We start from the raw sequence: 17,558 nt of genomic DNA, 5'->3' as shown, positions 1-17,558 counted from the left end.
AAACTCCGCTCATCCCGGCGAAAGCCGGGACCCAAGCGGCGCTTCGGCTTTCTTCGAGGCCGGAGATCAATTCGTGAGTCAGCTTGGATCCCGGCTTTCGCCGGGACGAGCGGGCTGAGTTTCAAAGTCTGAACCTGAGGACCTCCCCATGCGTGAAGCCGTCATCGTCGCCGCCAAGCGGACCCCCATCGGCAAGGCCTACCGCGGCGCGTTCAACAACACCTATGGCGCGACGCTAGGCGCACACGCCATCTCGGCGGTCGTGGCGCAGGCCGGGATCGATCCGGGCGAGGTGGACGACGTGGCCATGGGCTGCGCCCTGCAGCAGGGCACGACCGGCAACAACATCGCCCGCCAGGCGGCCCTGCGCGCCGGCCTGCCCACCAGCGTCTCGGGCATGACCATCGACCGGCAGTGCAGCTCCGGCCTGATGGGCGTCGCCACGGCGGCCAAGTACATCATCAACGACGGCGCCCCGATCGCCATCGGCGCCGGCATCGAATCGATCAGCCTGGTCCAGAACGGCCACATGAACGGCTTCATGCGCGCCGACCCGGAACTGACCGCCAAGGTCCCGGAGATCTGGACCTCGATGATCGAGACCGCCGAGATCGTCGCCGACCGCTACGGCGTCTCCCGTGAATACCAGGACGAGTACGCCCTGCAGTCGCAGCAGCGCACCGCCCAGGCCCAGTCCGAAGGCCGCTTCGATCATGAGATCGTGCCCGTCACCACGGTGATGAAGGTGGTGGTCGACAAGGCCACCGGCGCCACCGAGGACAAGGAGATCACCATCCGCGCCGACGAGGGCAACCGCCCGCAGACGACGCTGGAGGACCTGCAGAAGCTGCAACCCGTCTTCAAGGGCGGCCTGTTCGTGCAGGAGGGCAAGTACGTCACCGCCGGCAACGCCAGCCAGCTCAGCGACGGCGCCGCCGCGGTGCTGATGATGGAGCGCAAGGAAGCCGAGAAGCGTGGCCTGGAGGCGCTAGGCGCCTATCGCGGCATGGCGGTGGCCGGCTGCGGGCCGGAGGAGATGGGCATCGGCCCGGTGTTCGCGATCCCGAAGCTCCTGGAGCGCAACGGGCTGAAGATCGAGGACATCGACCTGTGGGAGCTGAACGAGGCCTTCGCGAGCCAGGTGCTCTATTGCCGCGACAAGCTGGGCATCGACCCGGCCAAGTACAACGTCTCCGGCGGCTCGATCTCCATCGGCCACCCCTACGGCATGACCGGCGCGCGTTGCACCGCGCACCTGCTGTACGAAGGCAAGCGCCGGGGCGCGAAGCTGGGCGTCGTCACCATGTGCATTGGCGGCGGCATGGGGGCGGCGGGGTTGTTCGAGATTTTCTAGGCCGCGTGGTGCGCCTTCTCCCCTTGCGGGAGAAGGTGGCCCGCGGAGCGGGTCGGATGAGGGGTTGATGGCCCCATCCGCTCTCGCGCCGCGAGGCTGTCGCGACCCCTCATCCGTCGCCCTTCGGACGACACCTTCTCCCGCAAGGGGAGAAGGATTCAGAGGCGCCCTCTGGCGCACTAGGTACAGCCCTCCACCAGGACCAGCCTGCTGACGGCCGTGCTGTGTCGGACCGCGAACACGTCCTGCGCCTGCGGGTCGCTCAGGAAGGCCTCGGCGTCCTGGCGCGACGGGAACTCGAGGATGACCATCCGCTCGGGCGCCCAGTCGCCTTCCATGACGGTCGGCGGCTCGCCCCGGACGATGTAGCGGCCGCCGTGCTTGGCGATGAAGGTGGGGATCGCCTCGACATAGGGCAGGAAGCCCCGCAGGTCGCGGACGGCGAAGTCGAGCACGAGATAGGCCTTCATCACGCCTCCGCGTCGATCTCCGCCCAGGAGAGTCCCTTCGTCTCCTTCACCAGCAGCGCGCAGATGAAGCTCACGGCGCAGGTGGCGGCCAGGTAGATCGAGATCGGCCCGGTGGACTTGGTCGCCTTGAAGATCGCCAGCGAGATCACCGGGGCCCAGGAGCCGCCGATGATCGGGGTGACCTGGTAGGCCAGGGAGGCGCCGGAATAGCGGATGCGGGTGGGGAAGAGCTCGGCGATCATGGCTCCCTGCGGCCCGTTCATGGCGCTGTGCATGATCAAGCCGGCGACGAGCGCGCCGGTGATCAGCATCGGCTCTCTGGTCGACAGCAGCGGATAGAAAGCGAAGGCCCAGAGGCCGACGCCGGCCGCGCCGAAGGCGTAGACGGGCTTGCGCCCGATCCGGTCGGACAGCGCCGACCACAGGGGCATGGAGAGCGCCGCGCAGATCGATCCGGCCAGGATGGAGTTCAGCGTCTGGCTGCGGGTCATGCCCAGCACATTGGTCAGGTAGGTGATGCCGAAGGTGGTCATCAGGTAGAAGCTGACGTTCTCCCCCAGCTTCAGCCCGCCGCCCAGCAGCACCTGGGTAGGCCGGGCCCTGATCGCCTGGATCACCGGGGCCTTGTGGGCGCCGTCCTCGGCCTTCCTCACCGCCGCTTCGAACACCGGGCTTTCGGCCAGCGACAGGCGCACCCACCAGCCGATGCCGATCAGGATGGCTGAGACCAGGAACGGCACGCGCCAGCCCCAGGCCAGGAAGTCGTGCGGCGTCTGGACCGCCGCCATGATCGCCAGGATGGCGGTCGCCAGCACGTTTCCGAGGCCGCCGCCGGCCTGCATCAGCCCGCCCCAGAGGCCGCGCTTCGCGGGCTCCGAATATTCCGTGGCCATCAGGATCGCCGCGCCCCATTCGCCGCCCAGGCCGAAGCCCTGGATCAGCCGCAGGCCGATCAGCATGATGGGCGCGGCGATCCCCACCTGGTCGAAGGTAGGCAGAAGGCCGATCGCGAAGGTGGTCGCGCCCATGACCATCAGCGTCAGGATCAGCAGTTGGCGCCGCCCGATCCGGTCGCCGAAGTGGCCGAAGATCACGCCGCCGAACGGCCGGGCCATGAAGCCCACGGCATAGGTCGAGAAGGCCAGCATGGCGCCGGTCAGCGGGTCGGCCGAGGGGAAGAAGACCTTGTTGAACACTAGGGCCGCGGCGGTGCCGTAGAGCAGGAAGTCGTACCACTCGATGGTGGTGCCGATGGCGCTGGCGAACACCGCCTTGCGGCGGAGCGCGGGCGTGGGCTCGGCGATCGCCCCGGCGGGATCGGCGGTGACAGCGGTCATCGGATGGCGTCGATCTCGGCGAAGGAGAGGCCCTTGGTCTCGCGGGCCTTGAGCGCGGAAAACGCGCTGATCGCGCCGGCGATGGCCAGGTAGATCGCGATCGGGACCCAGGATTTATACTTGGCAAGCAGGAAGACCGCGATGATCGGCGCCAGCGAGCCGGCGAAGATCGAGGTCGCCTGATAGGCCAGCGAGGCGCCGGAATAGCGCATCCGCGTCGGGAACAGCTCGGCGATGAAGGCGGCCTGCGGGCCGTACATCGCCGCATGGCAGACGAGGCCCCCGATGATGGCCAGGACGATTAGCGGCGTCTGGCCGGTGTCGATCAGGCGGAAGAAGACGAAGCCCCAGACCGCGATGCCCGCGGCGCCCAGGAAGTAGAGCGGGCGGCGTCCCACCTTGTCGGAAAGGGCGGCGAACACCGGGATCGCCACCACCTCCACCGCCGTGCCGATCAGCATGGCGTTCAGCGCCAGGCCCCGGGTCAGGTGCGCATGGTCGACGATGTAGGTGAGGCCGAAGGTGGTGATCACATAGAAGCAGATGTTCTCCGCCACCCGCAGGCCCGCGCCGATGGCGAGGCCGCCCGGCCGTTCACGGATCGCGTCCATCACCGGCGCGCGCGGCGGGGCGCCGGCGTCGTCCAGCGCCTGTTGGAAGAGCGGGCTCTCCGCCAGGGTCGTCCGGACCCAATAGCCGATGGCGACCAGCACCGCCGACAGCAGGAACGGAACGCGCCACCCCCAGGCCAGGAAGTCGGCGTTCGACTGCACCGCCGACATGATCGCCAGCACCGCGGCGGCCAGCAGGTTGCCGGCCGGCACCCCGGCTTGCGGCCAGCCGGCCCAGAAGCCCCGCCGCTCGGCCTGGCCGTATTCGGTGACCATCAGCACCGCGCCGCCCCACTCGCCGCCGACCGCGAAACCCTGCACGAGGCGCAGCAGCACCAGCAGCAGCGGCGCGAACAGGCCCACCTGGGCGACGGTGGGCAGAAGGCCGATCAGCACGGTCGAGCCGCCCATCATCACCAGGCTCAGCATCAGCAGCTGCTTGCGCCCGATCCGGTCGCCAAAGTGGCCGAACACCAGCCCGCCCAGCGGCCGGGCCACGAAGCCCAGGGCATAGGTGGCGAAGGACAGCATCACGCCGACGGTAGGATCGGCCTTCGGGAAGAACAGCTGGCCGAACACCAGCGCCGAGGCCGAGCCATAGAGGAAGAAATCGTACCACTCGATGGTGGTGCCGATCATGGACGCGAACACCACCTTGCGCAGGTTGGCCGGCGTCGCGGCGACGGGCGTGGACACTGAAAAACTCTCCCGATGAAGCCCGGCTCTGGCGGCGGGTTCAGGGTGGGAGAAGAGCCTGAACCTGACGGTGCTTACAAGCCTAGGCGAAGTCCTTCGTCAACTCGGCCCGGGTCGCCGGGGTCAGGCCCGCCAGATGGCTGTAGGCCTCGTGGTCGCAGCCCACCAGGATCTGGGTGGCCGGGTCGCGGAAGCGGGCGATCTGGTCGGCGCTGAGCGGGAAGCGCAGGAAGTGGACGGAGGAGGTCTTGCCGTCCTCCCGCGTGCGTTCCACGTCGCCCTCCGGGGCCGCGGCCGCGCGGGTGTCGCCGACCTGGATGAAGAAGTGGTCCTCCACGCCGCCCAGGCGCGCCAGCGTCGCCTCGCGCCGCACCGGATCGTCGATCTCGAACATCACCGTGGCGACCAGCTCCGAGCCCTGCGGGATCAGCGGGTTGTAGGCGGCCAGTTCGTCGGGGATCTGTTCGGCGCCGCCGCGCTCGGTCAGCAGCATCTCCTGCACCTGGAAGAGCATGGTGTCGTAGCTCTCGAAAATCACTGTGCAGACCGGGCCGAGCTCGATGCGGCGCAGGCGCTTGATGGGCAGCAGGGCCGCGCGGCGCTCGCGGCGCTGCAGGGCGTAGTCGGCGTCGGGGATCAGGTCGGCGGGCGTGATCTGGCGGGCGGCGGCAGGCATGGTGGGTCGTTCCTTCAGAGCCCGTAGGCCTGGGCGAAGATCTCGATGGGATGGGCCTCGCGCGGGCCATTTCTGGTTTTCAGGGGCGTCTCGATCTTCGGGTCGTCGCCGATCAGCTGGCCCAGGTGCTTGCAGGCCAGCGGGCAGTCCGAGCAGAGCACCGCGGTTTGCTTCTGCGCCACCTGGCGCGCGGCCGGGCGGCCGACCTTGTTGGCGACCTCATGGGTGGCCTTCATCACCCCGAAGGTGCCGCCGTGGCCGGAGCAGCGCTCCACCACCTCGACCCGGGTCTCGGGGATCAGCTTCAGCATGTCGGCCGACTTGGCGCCCATGTTCTGGGCCCGGGAATGGCAGGCCTGGTGGACGGTGACGCCGCCCTCGACCGGCGTCAGGCCGGGCGCGAGGCCATAGGTCTTCTGCAGGTCGACGACATATTCGCAGATGTCCCTGGTCTTGGCCGACAGGGCCACGATCTCAGGATCGCCCGGCGAGATCAGCGGCCATTCGAACTTCATCATCAGGCCGCAGGAGGCGGTGAGCGCGACGACGTCGTAGCCATCTTCGACGTAGGGCGCGAAGACCTTGGCGACACGGCTCGCCCGGCCGGCCACGTCCTTCAGATCGCCGGCTTCGAGCTGCGGCATGCCGCAGCATTCCGGGTAGACCAGCTTCACCGCGCAGCCCTGCAGGGCCAGCACCCTGGCGGCGGCCACGGCGGTGTCGGGCGCGTTGTAGTCCACGAAGCAGGTGGCGTAGAGCGCGACCTTGCGCTGGCCGAAGGCGGGGCCTTGCGGGTTCGCAGCCAAGGGGTCCTTCAGCCGGTCGGTCGCGGTCCTCGAATGGTACTTCGGCAGCGCCGCCTCGGCGTCGATCTGGGCGATCGCCTCCAGGAGCTTGCGTAAGGGCGTGTTCTTGCGCGCCGTGCCCCAGTTGGCGAGGCCGGCCATATGCTTGGCGAGCCGGCCGTTGCGGTCGGTCTCCCCCAACTGCTCGCGCACGAATTGCTTGTGGCCGGCTTTCCGCTTGGCGGCGCGGTAGCGCAGGATCAGGTGCGGGATGTCGATGTCGAAGGGGTGCGGCGGGACGTAGGGGCACTTGGTCAGGAAGCACATGTCGCAGAGCGTGCAGGCCTCATCGACCTTGGCGTAGTCGCTCTTCGCCACGCTATCGAGCTCGCCGGTCTTGCTTTCGTCGATCAGGTCGAAGAGCCGCGGGAAGCTGTCGCACAGGTTGAAGCAGCGGCGGCAGGTGTGACAGACGTCGAACTGCCGCTCCATCTCGGCCTCGACCTTTTCGAGGTCGTAGTAGGCCTCGTCCTGCCAGGGGATCGGATGGCGGAAGGGCGCGTCGAGGCTGCCCTCGCGCGGCGGGCCGCCAGTCGTTTTGCCGGAAGTGTCAGCGTTCTCGCTCATGCGTCCCGTCCAAAAACCAGCTGTCATCCCGGTTTGGCGGCACGCCAAGACCGGGACCCATAAACGCCTGTCTCGAAGGTTTCGCGCAGCGCCGCTGTGGCCTTGCCGGCAACGCGACGCATATGGGTCCCGGACAGCCGCCGCCGGCGGCTTCCGGGATGACACGCGTGGGTGGATCTCAGTCCAGCGCGTCCAGGGCGCGCTGGAAGCGGCCGGCGTGAGACTTCTCGGCCTTGGCCAGGGTCTCGAACCAGTCGGCGATCTCGTCGAAGTTCTCCTCACGCGCGGTGCGCGCCATGCCCGGGTACATGTCGGTGTACTCGTGGGTCTCGCCGGCGATGGCGGCCTTGAGGTTCAGCGAGGTGCCGCCGATCGGCAGGCCGGTGGCGGGGTCGCCGACCGATTCCATGAACTCCAGGTGGCCGTGGGCGTGGCCGGTCTCGCCTTCCGCTGTCGAGCGGAACACTGCGGCCACGTCGTTGTAGCCTTCCACGTCGGCCTTCTGGGCGAAGTAGAGGTAGCGGCGGTTGGCCTGGCTCTCGCCGGCAAAAGCCGCCTTGAGGTTGTCGAGGGTCTTGCTGCTGGCGAGGCTCATGGTCGTCTCCCTGAAACTGCGAGGGGCGACCTTAGGCCGTGGGCGGGTAATAGAGCCAATCGTTTTACTCTATCGGCGGCATCGATCCGATCTATGCGGAACCGGGCCCGGCCGCCGGGGTTAGGCCCAGAGCAGAGAAGGAGCTCAGCCATGGGTGACGACAAACGCGACGGGGACCGCAAGGACGAGATGGGCGGCGTGCAGGGCGAGGGGAACTACGGCGCCGCCAAGAAATTCGACGCCGAGGAACGTGCTTTCATCGAGAAGGGCGGAGTCGAGCGGAAGGCCCGCGAGGCCGAGCAGGCCCTGGACGGCCCGGAAGCCGCCGACCTGGAGAAGGCCCGCAAGGAAGCCGACGAACGCGGCCACATGGGCGAGCGCTAGAAGGCGCGATAAGGCGGCGACAGCGGCGTGAGCCTGAGGGCCTCGACGATGCGCCGGCCGGCCTGTTCCGGCGAAAGGACATCGGTGTCGATGGTCAGTTCGGCGGGCGGCGATTCCGCGCCGCCGCCTGCCCGCAGGCTACGGAGCACGTCGACCGACCGCAGCTTGCCGTAGCGGGCGCGGTCCTCCGCCACGATCCGGCGCTCCTGTTCCGCCTCGGAAACCGTCAGGGCCACGAACCGGACGCGCCCGCCCGCGCCTTCGACAGTGTCGACGACCCGCCGCGGGAAACCGGCCGGAACCGTGGGCTCCGGCGCGAAGGTGAACACCAAGGGGCGCCCCAGGGCGGCGGCTTCGGCGAAGGTGGTGAGCCAGAACTGTTCCCGAAGCCGCACGAAGGCTTCGGTTCCGAACGGGAAGACCGCGGCGACCGCGTCCACGATCAGATGGTTGTGGAACAGCGGATAGCGCAGCCCCTCGGCGACGTTGCGCGCGATGGTCAGCTTGCCCGCCGCCAGTGGGCCATGAATGAAGACGAGATCCATCGCGCCAGACTGTCAAACCCCGCGATCGGTGACAATCAAACGCGCGTTTGAGCTTGCGCAAGGCTGCGGCCGGGGCGGAAGCTTCCGCCGGGAAGAACTTCAGCCAGCAGGAAGCGCCATGTCCATCGACTTCGAGATTCCGGCCGACGCCAAGGCCGTGCGCGAACGCGTGCGCCAGTGGGTGCAGGACGAGTGCATCCCCGCCGAGGCCAAGGTCACGGACAAGAAGAGCTACAAGGCCGTGCTCGACGAACTGCGCGGCAAGGCCCGCGCCCAGGGCCTGTGGCTGCCCTTCGTGCCGAAAGAATATGGCGGCATGGGCTTAGGCCCCCTGGCCAACGCCCTGGTGCAGATGGAGCTGGGCGAAAGCCACCTGGGCGCCCTGTCGATGAACAGCCAGGGACCCGACGACGCCACCATCCTGACCCTGCTGGCGCACGGCACCGACTATCAGAAGGAGAAGTTCCTCAAACCCCTGCTGAACGGCGAGAAGCGGGTCTGCTACTCGATGACCGAGAAGGCCTCCGGCGCCGACGCCACCGGCATGCAGACCCGCGCGGTCAAGGACGGCAACGAGAACTACATCCTGAACGGCGAGAAGTGGTTCTCATCCGCCGCCAGCGCCGCGGACCTGGCCCTGGTCATGGCCATGACCGACCCGGACGCGCCGCGCCACCAGCGCTATTCCACCTTCATCGTCGAGCTGCCGGACCCGGGCTATCGGATCAAGCGCGACATCCCGACCATGGCCGCCGAGGGGCCGCTCAGCCACATCATGGGCGGCGGCCATTCGGAGATCGAGATCAAGGACCTGAAGGTGCCCGCCGAGAACCTGCTGGGCGGCGAGGGCCAGGGCTTCAACATGGGCCAGCACCGCCTGGCCTACGGGCGGCTGCGCCATGGCATGCACAATGTGGCGCTCGCCCAGCGGGCGCTGGACATGGCCGCCAAACGGATCACCGAGCGCAAGACCTTCGGCTCGCTGCTCTCGGACCGACAGGCCGTCCAGTTCATGATGGCCGAGTGCGCGACCCAGCTCTACATCTCGCGCCTGATGCTGCTGCACATCGCCTACAAGGCGGAGAAGGGCCTGGACCTGCGGCAGGAGAACTCCATCGCCAAGGTCTATCTGGCGCACATGGTCCACCATGTGGTGGACACCGCGATCCAACTCCATGGGGCTCTGGGCTACAGCCGCGATACGCCGCTGGCCGCCTGGTACACCCACATCCGCGCCCAGCGGCTGGTGGACGGGCCGGACGAGGTGCACCGCTGGACGGTGGGCCGCAACGTCATCAAGGCCTTCCAGAAGGACGGCACCACGGCGGCCGCGGCGGGCGGGGACCTGCTCTAGGAATCGCCCACGAAAAAGGGCCGTCCCGGGGGGCAGGACGGCCCTTCTCGTCATCGAGGCCTCACGATCCCCTGAGGGATCGCGGGGGAGTGGCGCTCGAAGACGGCGTCTCAGCGCGCCGCCCTGAACTCGGCCTCAATGGTGAGTGTCATGTCGTGATCGACCTCATCGGCCGACCCGACATAGCTAGGTTCGACAGGCTCGGCGGATAATCGCTCGATCCGTCCAAAGACTGTTTCCTGATCGGAAGGAAAGCTCCTCCCCCGAAGGGGACGCTTCGGGGGAGGTGGCCCGTAGGGTCGGAAGGGGCGCTCCAGACTCGCCACCCCAACACCCCCTCCGTCAGCTTCGCTGACACCTCCCCGTCGTCTCCGCGACGAGGGAGGAGCTAGTGGGGCGCCTGCATCTTGGCGATGTAGTCGCGGATGAGGGCGACGCCTTCCTCGTGGGTCACCGAGCGGCCGAGCTCGGGCATCATGACGCCGGGCTCGGTCGACGCCATGCGGTAAGCGATGATCGAGGCGTCGGGCCTGCCGGGGACGAGGTCGTTGGTGAGGTCGCCGGCGCCCTTGCCGGCCGCCACCGGGCGCTTGCCGACGCCGTAGCGGACCGGCCTGGCCTCCTCGAGGTTGAGGAACAGGCCGGAGTTGGAGGCCGCGCCCTTGGGGTTGTGGCAGTGGGCGCAATTGCCGTCGAGGTAGGCGCGGGCGCGGGCCTCCAGCGGCTCGGCGGGATCGTTCCAGACCGCGGTGCGCGGCGCCTTGTCCGGCGCGGGCGCGCCCACCAGCAGGCCGGTCCGCGTCCAATGGGCGAGCTGGTTCTCCGTCCCTTCCGCGTAGGCGAAGTCGCCATTCAGGTTGCGCCCCTTGACCCCGATGGGCGCCAGGCGGCCGGAGAGCGAGTGACACTCCTTGCACTGGTTCTGGTTGGGGACGCGGTAGTCGATCTCGGCGGGCTTGCCGTGGGCGTCGGTGAAGGCGACGTCGACCCGCGTCCCGGCCCGCTTCAGCACCGCGCGGGTCTGGGCGTCGTTCCAGACATAGGCGAGCGCGACCCAGCCGCGGCGGCGGTGGATCAGCAGGCGCGTCTCGATCACCCGGACCTTGTCGGCGGGCTTCCGGAAGTCGGCCGGATAGGCGAAGGACTTCACCAGCACCGCGCCCACCGGCAGGTCGAGCGCGCCCTGCGCCCGCCAGGTCGCGTGCGCGCCGGGCGGCAGGTAGAGGAAACGGGCCTTCTCGGCGTAGTCGCTGAACAGCGGCGTGTTCAGCGCATAGGGCGTGACACCGGCGTTCGGGCGGTTCGGGCCCTCGCCGATGAAGATGCGGTAGGCCGACAGCACAGGCGCCGGCGTCTCGGCCATCAGGGCCTTCAGGTCGACGGCGGAAGGATCCGGCGCAGGCGTCGCGCCGATACTCGCGATCGCCGCCAGGACGGCGAGAAGACGCTTCATCTGACGCTCTTACTGTCCCGTCTGGCTCTTCGGCAGGACCACCGGCTTGGGCTCGGCGATCGGGCCGTCGTCGAGGGTCGGCGACACCTGCGGCTTGGCGCTGAAAACGTTGCCCGGCGCGGCGAAGTGCAGATTGGCCACCGGGCCGTCGGTGAAGTGGACCTTCACGGCGACCGGAGCGCTCATGCCCTTGGGCGTGAAGTTGGTGACCCCATCCCAGACCACAGGCGGGATGGTCCCGCCCATGGCCTTGGCGATCACCTCGCCGCCTGGGAACTGCGGCGCCCAGCCGTTCTTGCCGATCTTGTTGTCGTGCACGGCGATGTCGCGCGGCAGGGGGTTGTAGGTCAGGTCGTCGTAGGCCTGGGTGTAGCTCACCACCATCACCGCGGCGGTCTGGTTCTGGTCGATCTCGTTGCCGAACACGTGGATGTCGCGGTTGGCCATCACCATGATCCCGGTGCCGGTCGGCACGTCGCCGACAATGGCGCCCTTCCTGGCGAAGTTCTTGGTGTCGTTCTCGACCACCTTGTTGTGGAACACCCGCGTCGAGTGGCCGCCCATCTGCGGCAGGTTCGGCAGGTCGAACACCAGGATGCCGCCGGCGTTGTGGGTGGCGACGTTGTCGAACACGTCGGCGTTCATCGAGTTCTCGATCTCGATGCCGGCGACGTTCATCTCGGCGCGGCTGTTCCTGACCACGATGTTCTTCGACTGGCCGACATAGATGCCGGCGTCCGAGGCGCCCTTCACCGTGACGTTGTCGATCAGCACGTTGGTCGAGGAGACCGGATAGACGCCATAGGCGCCGTTGGCGGACTTCGGCCCCGCGGTCCATTCGACGCGCAGGTTCCTGAAGCTGATCTGGTCGACGCCCTTGGACTTGATGCCGTCGCCCTTGCAGTTCTCGACGCCCAGGTCGCGGACCGTCACCTTGTTGGAGGTGATCAGGAAGCCCTCGCCGGAAGCCTTCTGGCCGTCGAAGGACAGGATGGTCTTGTCCGCGCCGGCGCCCTTCACCGTCACATTGGCGACGTCCAGCGACAGGCCGTCGGTCAGCTCGTAGCGGCCGGCGGCGATCATCACCGTGTCGCCCGGCTTGGCGTCGAGCAGGGCGGTCTGGATCTTCTCCTGGGCGTCGCCGCCCGGGGTTACGGTGATGGTCCTGGCCTCAGCCGATCCGGCGGCGAGCGCCGCGGCCGCCGCTCCAATCCACAATCCCTTCATGCGGGCCTCCCCAATCTCGCCATCCCGTCCGGCGAGGTGACACGCCGTTCGGCCCGGTATGGCCCCGCGACCTAACGGCAATCAAGCCGCCCGATCTGGCCACCCGATCAGGCCGCACGATCCGGGCGGAAGTTGCGGAAGGTGATGGAGTAGCGGTGGGCCTTCACCGGCGGGATCGAGTGCTCCCAGGCGGTGCGCGCCTCGCCGGTGATGAGGTAGGCCGAGCGCGGCGCGAGCTCGACCTGGGCCCGCTGGAAGCCGTCGCCGAGCCGGCGGCGCAGGCGAAGGGTGGCCGGCGACAGCAGGGAGATCCCCACCACCTTCTCAAAGATCGGCCGGTCGCGGTGCCAGCCGATCGGCGCGCCGGGCAGGTATTCGTTGAGCAGGCACTGCTGCAGATCGCCCGGCGCCAGGCCTGCCAGCGCGGCGGCCTGGGCGCGGACCTCCAGCAGCTCGGCCGGCATGTCGTCGGCGCGCAACAGGTGACTGCGGGTGAAGTCGTACTTCCAGCCGAAGGAGATCACCCGGCGCTTGCCCTCATAGCCGCGGAACTGGAACGGCTCGAACGGCAGGCTGGCAAGCCAGGCCGCAAGGCCCGCCTCCGCCTCGGTCGACAGGACCTGCGGCGTGTAGACGAAACCCTCGGGCAGCCTGGGCGTGGCCGACGCGTCGGCGAACAGCGAAGGTTGGAAGGCGGCGGACATGGGTGTCATGTAGGAAGCCGCCGCCCGTTCCGGGAGCCACGCCAGACCCTTCAATGCCCATGCAGCTCGAGTGCTTCCCCACCGTGCCCGATCCGCCCGAACTGGTTCCGGGGCGGCCGGACCGGGCGTGGATGGAGGCCTTCGCCCGGCGCGCGCCCTATCGCTGCCTGCCGCTGACCATGGCCAACACCTCCGGCTGGGAGCTGCTCTGCCCGTTCGGCTTCACCGCCGAGTGGAACGGCGGCCCGGCCATCACCGACCTGACCGTGATCCCAGACCCCGGGGGCCGCGATCCGCATGGACTGCTGAAGTCGCACTTCGCCTATGGGACGCTGACCTTCCACACCGGCTATCTGTTCCGCACCCCGCCCGGCTGGGCGGTGCTGGCGTCAGGGCCGCCGAACGCCGTCAAGCACGGCGTCCAGGCGCTGAGCGGCCTGATCGAGACCGACTGGCTGCCGTTTCCCTTCACCATGAACTGGCTGTTCACGGCGCCCGGCCGTGTGCGCTTCGAGAAGGGCGAGCCGTTCTGCTTTGTGCAGGTGGTGGAGGACCGGAGGCTCGACCGTATCGAGCCGGTGATCCGCGACCTGGAAAGCGAGCCCGAGTTGAAGGACCAGTACGAGGTCTGGTCGAAGTCGCGCGCCGCGTTCAACCAAAAGCTCGACGCGCGCGACCCCGAGGCGATGAAGGAAGCCTGGCAGCGCTTCTACTTCAAGGGCGCGCCGCCGGAACGCGGCGGCCCTGCGCCCGCCGATCATGTCAGCAAGCGCCGGCTGAAGAAGCCGGAGCGGGAGTAAAATTCCCGGCCGTCCCGGCGAAAGCCGGGACCCAAGCTGAGGCTCGACTTGTCCTGAGCCGGTGGTCCAGGTCCGCGCGCCCTATGGGTCCCGGCTTTCGCCGGGATGAGCGGTGTGGAGCGAGACTATCCGAGGGACGCCACCGCCTCGGCCACCTGCGCGGTCTTCTCCAGGGTCACCATGTGGCCGGCCTCGGGGATCGAGACCAGCGTCGCGCCGGCGATGGCCTTCTTGAAGGCGTGGGCGTAGGCGGGCGGGATCAGCTTGTCCGAGTCCCCCCAAATCAGCACGGTCCTGGCCTTGATCCGGTAGAGCCGCTGATGGAGCCCACGTTCCGGAATCGGAAAGAGGATGCGCCCGGCCATGCCGAGCTGGCGTGCATTGGTCACCAGATAGGCCTGCAGGAAACCCGGGTCCTCGACGTCGCGCCCGGCGGTCAGCATGGCCGCGCCGGCGACGGCATCATGGAACAGCAGCGCCGGCATCTCGAACGGCAGGGTCGCGAACAGGTCGGGGATCGGGTGGTCGTCGTCCCACAGGCCGGCCGGCGCGATCAGCGCCAGGCGCGAGACGTCGTTCGGCGCGATGGCGGCCATCTCGGCGGCGATCATCCCGCCCATGGAATGGCCGACGAGGATCGGGTCCTTCAGCCCCAGCGCCGCCACCACATCCCAGCCATGCAGGGTGAAATCCAGCATGTCGCGGATCTCGGGCGCCTCGTCGCTGTCGCCGTAGCCGGGGATCAGCGGGGCGTAGACATGGTGCGTTTCGGCGAGCGCGGCGAGGAAGGGATCGTCGGCGGTGATCCCGCCGGCGCTGTGCAGGAAGACCAGGTCGGGGCCGCTTCCGCCCTCGAAATAGCGGACGGCGGCGCGCGGGGCCTGGACGGTCTTGAGCTGCATCACTCTCCGGCCTCCAGGGCATAGGTGCTGGCCAGGTCGGCGCTGGTGGGCGCTTCCGTCGGCAGGCGGCCGGCGGTGACGCGATCCTTCAGCGGCGTGGTCCAGAAGCGGTTATCGTCCACCCACTCCGGCGCCCAGCTCGGGAACATGGCCTTGAGCTTGGGCATCACCTTTTCGGCGAACAGCTTGGTGGAATACATGCACTTGTCGGCCGGCATGTCGCCGACGTGCATCAGGCAGAAGATGTTGCCGACGTTCAGGCCCTTGATCAGCTCCTCCATGCGCTGGCGCACGGTTTCGGGCGAGCCCGCGATCACGTGGCCGCCCTCGGTCAGTTCCTTCCAGGTCAACGTCGCATAGCCGCCGCGCGGCGGGGCGTACTGGGAAAGCGCCCCGGTCTGGATGGTCTTGATGGTTCTGTAGCCGGGCGCGTCGGCGAAGCCCGGATAGACGTGCAGGCAGCGGTTGTAGAAATAGCTGATGTGCTCGGAATAAAGCCGTTCGGCCTCGGCGTCGGTATCGGCCACGCAGATGGTCTGGGCGAAGCCCGCGCGATAGGGGCTCTTGTCCGCGCCGCGCTCCTCCACCCGCTTCCAGTAGCCGCTCATCAGCGCCTGGGCGCGCAGGTAGCCGGAGAAGCTGAGGTAGGAGTAGCTGTAGGTGTTATCCAGGCAGAAATCGTAGGTCTCCACCGAGCCGCCGCCCGGGATGTGTACAGGCGGATGCGGCTGCTGGATCGGGCGCGGCCAGATGTTGACGTGCCGCAGCTTGTTGTAGCGCCCGTTCCAGGCGAAGGGCTCGCGCGTGGTCCAGGCCTTGACGATCAGGTCGTGAGCTTCCTGGTACTTCTCGCGCGTGAGGCTTGGGATCTGGCCGTAGCAGTAGTTGGTGTCCATGGAGGTCCCGACCGGGAAGCCCGCCACCAGCCGTCCGCCGGAGATGCAGTCCAGCATGGCGAACTCCTCGGCCACGCGGATCGGCGGGTTGTAGAGGGCGATGGAGTTGCCCAGCACCACCAGGGCCGCGTCCTTGGTCCGCCGCGCCAGGCCCGCGGCGATGATGTTCGGGCTGGGCATGATGCCGTAGCCGTTCTGGTGGTGCTCGTTGACGCCCACCCCGTCGAAGCCCAGGCGGTCGGCGTATTCCAGCAGGTCCATGTAGGTGTTGTAGACGGCGTGGCTCTTCACCGGGTCGAACAGGCGCTGGTCGATGTCCACCCAGACCGAGCGGTTGGTCTCCCGGAAATCGTCCGGCAGATAGGGCCAGGGCATCAGGTTGAACCAGGTGAACTTCATCGCGCGTCTCCCGGGCCACTTTTGGCGCGCCTCTGACGGGCGGCTGGCTTATCGACGATAACTCTTCCGGCCAATAAGTCTAAGGCCGGGCGCCAACCGGGGAATATGCGGCCCAGAGGGACAGATGACCGACCCGACCCACCTCTACGCCGGCTGGCTGCTGGACCCGGATCAGCGCGAGACCCTGCTGGCGCGGTTTGCGCCGCGCTATGCGATGGCGGTCGCCCACCATGTGACCTTGAAGTTCGGCGATCGGGGCGACGCCGCACCGGGCGAGGTCGCCGCTGAGATCGTCGGCGCCGCGGACGATGGCCAGGGCGTCCAGGCCCTGGTGGTCGCCATCGCCGGCTCGACTGTCCGGCCCGACGGCGGGACCTTCCACATCACCTGGTCGCTCGCCGAGGGCCGCGAGGCGCGCGAGAGCAACGACGTCATCGCGCGCGGATGGGACCGGCTGGGCGAGCCGGTCCCGATCGATCTGATTCCGAAGCCGGCCGACTAGCTACTCGACCCACTCCCAATGGCAGACCTTGTGGGTGTCGTTGTGCTTGGCGACCTGGTGGCCGATCACGCCGCCGGCCACGGCGCCCAGGATGGTGCCGCCGGTCTTGCCGCCGCCGTGGGCCAGCGCATTGCCGGCCAGCGCGCCGCCGACGGCGCCAACGGCCGTGCCGGCGTTACGCGCGCCACGGCTGCTCACATCGCGGCAGACGCGGACCTTGTGACGTTCGGCCATGGCGGCGGTCGGGGCCAGCGCGGTCACGGCCAGGGCCGAGCAGACCAGGGTCGCGAGAAGCTTGTTGCGCACGGGATCATCTCCTTTTGGCGTCGGACACGCGGAGTAGGAACGCCCTCTCATGGCAAAGGTTGCGCCGGAACCGCGATTGCAACAAGCCGTGTGCGCCCGGAACCGGAACGCAGATGACGGGCTTTGAGCCCCATCGCCGGCGGATGACCGCCGGGTTTGGGAGACACGCTCATGTCCATTCTTGCCTGGATCGTCCTGGGCCTGGTGGCGGGTTTCATCGCCAGCATGCTCGTTAACCGCCGCGGCAGCGGCATGATCAGGGATCTGTTGCTCGGCGTGGTCGGCGCCTTCATCGGCGGATTCGTGGCCACTCAGTTCGGCCACGCCGGCGTCACCGGCCTGAACCTCTACTCCATCCTCGTGGCGACCCTGGGCGCGGTGGTCCTGCTGGTCATCTTCCACGCCTTTAACCGCCGGCGCGGCCTGTTCTAGGCGGCGGCGACGGCCGCAGCGAAGCGACCTTCGGGGCGCCGCCGGAAACCTCCGGCCGGCGTCCGCTGCGCCCAGGCGAGCAGCTCGACCCGGCGCACGATGAACAGCCGACTGACCAGTTTTGACGGCGCCGGCCGCCTAGTCGCCGGCTGCCTCGACCGGCACGGTCTCGTTGCGGGCGAGGATCAGGCGCTGGGCGTCCACCTTCTGGCCGGCCTCGGCGATCTCCAAGTGGACGTGGTCGGTGATGCCCCGGTAGCGCTGCTGCAGGCTGTGGGCGGCGCCGATCGGATGGCCGATGGCCACCGCATCGCCCACCGCCACCCCGGGGTCAACGTAGAACACCCGCGCGGTCAGGTGCAGGGCGGGGTTGTCGATCTCCACGAACCGCAGGGTCTGGTCGTCGGGGTAGGCATAGCCGATCTTGGAGACGTAGCCGGAGATCGGCGCGGTCACCGTCTGGCCGGCGGTCGCCACATAGTCGACGCCCTCGTGCTCGCGCG

20 protein-coding genes and 1 pseudogene are annotated in these 17,558 nt (G+C 68.4%); 6 read left to right on the top strand and 15 right to left on the bottom strand.

Features of this window, described 5'->3' with window-relative positions; all coding sequences use genetic code 11:
• Positions 1 to 148: 148 nt before the first annotated feature.
• Complete coding sequence (locus VGL85_RS00665) at positions 149 to 1,354, top strand: acetyl-CoA C-acyltransferase (protein WP_331584938.1); 1,206 nt, start codon at positions 149 to 151, stop codon at positions 1,352 to 1,354.
• 12 nt (positions 1,355 to 1,366) lie between these two features.
• Here VGL85_RS00665 and VGL85_RS00660 read toward each other — a convergent pair.
• The 7 genes and pseudogenes from VGL85_RS00660 to VGL85_RS00630 all read right to left on the bottom strand — a co-directional run.
• Positions 1,367 to 1,512, bottom strand: a pseudogene (locus tag VGL85_RS00660) (hypothetical protein); the annotation flags it as partial.
• Positions 1,513 to 1,533: 21 nt separating this feature from the next.
• Positions 1,534 to 1,824 (bottom strand): DUF1330 domain-containing protein, encoded by a 291-nt coding sequence (locus VGL85_RS00655; protein ID WP_331584936.1) that lies wholly within the window; start codon positions 1,822 to 1,824, stop codon positions 1,534 to 1,536.
• The gene (locus VGL85_RS00650; protein WP_331584934.1) at positions 1,824 to 3,161 is read right to left on the bottom strand and encodes an MFS transporter; all 1,338 of its coding nucleotides are present in this window, start codon (positions 3,159 to 3,161) and stop codon (positions 1,824 to 1,826) included. The genes VGL85_RS00655 and VGL85_RS00650 overlap by 1 nt, the downstream gene beginning before the upstream one ends.
• Entirely contained in the window at positions 3,158 to 4,468 is a 1,311-nt protein-coding gene (locus tag VGL85_RS00645) for an MFS transporter (RefSeq protein ID WP_331584932.1), read from the bottom strand. The genes VGL85_RS00650 and VGL85_RS00645 overlap by 4 nt, the downstream gene beginning before the upstream one ends.
• A gap of 82 nt (positions 4,469 to 4,550) precedes the next feature.
• Complete coding sequence (locus VGL85_RS00640; protein WP_331584930.1) at positions 4,551 to 5,144, bottom strand: DUF3501 family protein; 594 nt, start codon at positions 5,142 to 5,144, stop codon at positions 4,551 to 4,553.
• Positions 5,145 to 5,158: 14 nt separating this feature from the next.
• Positions 5,159 to 6,556, bottom strand: coding sequence for a heterodisulfide reductase-related iron-sulfur binding cluster (locus VGL85_RS00635; protein WP_331584928.1), 1,398 nt, complete (start codon positions 6,554 to 6,556; stop codon positions 5,159 to 5,161).
• A 178-nt stretch (positions 6,557 to 6,734) separates the two neighbouring features.
• On the bottom strand, positions 6,735 to 7,151 hold the full coding sequence (locus VGL85_RS00630; RefSeq protein ID WP_331584927.1) for a rubrerythrin family protein: 417 nt from the start codon (positions 7,149 to 7,151) through the stop codon (positions 6,735 to 6,737).
• A 150-nt stretch (positions 7,152 to 7,301) separates the two neighbouring features.
• Between VGL85_RS00630 and VGL85_RS00625 the strand changes: the two genes are divergently transcribed.
• Positions 7,302 to 7,535, top strand: coding sequence for a hypothetical protein (locus VGL85_RS00625; protein ID WP_331584925.1), 234 nt, complete (start codon positions 7,302 to 7,304; stop codon positions 7,533 to 7,535).
• Here the strand turns inward: VGL85_RS00625 and VGL85_RS00620 are convergent.
• On the bottom strand, positions 7,532 to 8,080 hold the full coding sequence (locus tag VGL85_RS00620) for a shikimate kinase (RefSeq protein WP_331584923.1): 549 nt from the start codon (positions 8,078 to 8,080) through the stop codon (positions 7,532 to 7,534). The two genes, VGL85_RS00625 and VGL85_RS00620, sit on opposite strands and share 4 nt — an antisense overlap.
• 118 nt (positions 8,081 to 8,198) lie before the next feature.
• On the opposite strand from VGL85_RS00620, the gene VGL85_RS00615 reads away from it, so the two are divergent.
• Entirely contained in the window at positions 8,199 to 9,434 is a 1,236-nt protein-coding gene (locus tag VGL85_RS00615) for an acyl-CoA dehydrogenase family protein (RefSeq protein ID WP_331584921.1), read from the top strand.
• A gap of 388 nt (positions 9,435 to 9,822) precedes the next feature.
• Here VGL85_RS00615 and VGL85_RS00610 read toward each other — a convergent pair whose 3' ends face one another.
• The 3 genes from VGL85_RS00610 to VGL85_RS00600 form a co-directional block, all read right to left on the bottom strand.
• Positions 9,823 to 10,887, bottom strand: coding sequence for an SO2930 family diheme c-type cytochrome (locus VGL85_RS00610; RefSeq protein WP_331584919.1), 1,065 nt, complete (start codon positions 10,885 to 10,887; stop codon positions 9,823 to 9,825).
• Between the two features lie 9 nt (positions 10,888 to 10,896).
• Complete coding sequence (locus VGL85_RS00605; RefSeq protein ID WP_331584916.1) at positions 10,897 to 12,114, bottom strand: parallel beta-helix domain-containing protein; 1,218 nt, start codon at positions 12,112 to 12,114, stop codon at positions 10,897 to 10,899.
• Positions 12,115 to 12,221: 107 nt separating this feature from the next.
• Positions 12,222 to 12,818, bottom strand: coding sequence for an alpha-ketoglutarate-dependent dioxygenase AlkB (locus VGL85_RS00600; RefSeq protein ID WP_331584914.1), 597 nt, complete (start codon positions 12,816 to 12,818; stop codon positions 12,222 to 12,224).
• A 59-nt stretch (positions 12,819 to 12,877) separates the two neighbouring features.
• On the opposite strand from VGL85_RS00600, the gene VGL85_RS00595 reads away from it, so the two are divergent.
• Positions 12,878 to 13,618, top strand: a complete 741-nt coding sequence (locus VGL85_RS00595) for a DUF6065 family protein (protein ID WP_331585019.1) — start codon at positions 12,878 to 12,880, stop codon at positions 13,616 to 13,618.
• A gap of 125 nt (positions 13,619 to 13,743) precedes the next feature.
• Here the strand turns inward: VGL85_RS00595 and VGL85_RS00590 are convergent, their stop codons facing one another.
• Together VGL85_RS00590 and VGL85_RS00585 are read right to left on the bottom strand one after the other, a co-directional pair.
• Complete coding sequence (locus tag VGL85_RS00590) at positions 13,744 to 14,520, bottom strand: alpha/beta fold hydrolase (protein WP_331584911.1); 777 nt, start codon at positions 14,518 to 14,520, stop codon at positions 13,744 to 13,746.
• Positions 14,520 to 15,815 (bottom strand): LLM class flavin-dependent oxidoreductase, encoded by a 1,296-nt coding sequence (locus tag VGL85_RS00585; protein ID WP_331584909.1) that lies wholly within the window; start codon positions 15,813 to 15,815, stop codon positions 14,520 to 14,522. Before VGL85_RS00585 ends, VGL85_RS00590 begins: the two co-directional genes overlap by 1 nt.
• Before the next feature lie 124 nt (positions 15,816 to 15,939).
• Between VGL85_RS00585 and VGL85_RS00580 the strand changes: the two genes are divergently transcribed.
• A complete protein-coding gene (locus VGL85_RS00580) occupies positions 15,940 to 16,317 on the top strand; it encodes a hypothetical protein (RefSeq protein WP_331584907.1) in 378 nt (125 codons plus the stop codon).
• Here the strand turns inward: VGL85_RS00580 and VGL85_RS00575 are convergent, their stop codons facing one another.
• Positions 16,318 to 16,623, bottom strand: a complete 306-nt coding sequence (locus VGL85_RS00575) for a glycine zipper 2TM domain-containing protein (protein WP_331584905.1) — start codon at positions 16,621 to 16,623, stop codon at positions 16,318 to 16,320.
• Positions 16,624 to 16,794: 171 nt separating this feature from the next.
• Between VGL85_RS00575 and VGL85_RS00570 the strand changes: the two genes are divergently transcribed.
• Positions 16,795 to 17,055: a GlsB/YeaQ/YmgE family stress response membrane protein gene (locus VGL85_RS00570; RefSeq protein ID WP_331584903.1), complete on the top strand. Its 261-nt coding sequence runs from the start codon at positions 16,795 to 16,797 to the stop codon at positions 17,053 to 17,055.
• Positions 17,056 to 17,193: 138 nt separating this feature from the next.
• On the opposite strand, the gene VGL85_RS00565 is transcribed toward VGL85_RS00570, so the two are convergent.
• Positions 17,194 to 17,558: peptidoglycan DD-metalloendopeptidase family protein (locus tag VGL85_RS00565; RefSeq protein WP_331584901.1), on the bottom strand; the 365-nt coding region annotated here is incomplete at its 5' end.

It is taken from the genome of Phenylobacterium sp. (assembly GCF_036501465.1).
GTDB lineage: Bacteria > Pseudomonadota > Alphaproteobacteria > Caulobacterales > Caulobacteraceae > Phenylobacterium.
Note: the sequence above shows the minus strand (reverse complement) of the source record. Positions and strands in the feature narration are given on the sequence as shown.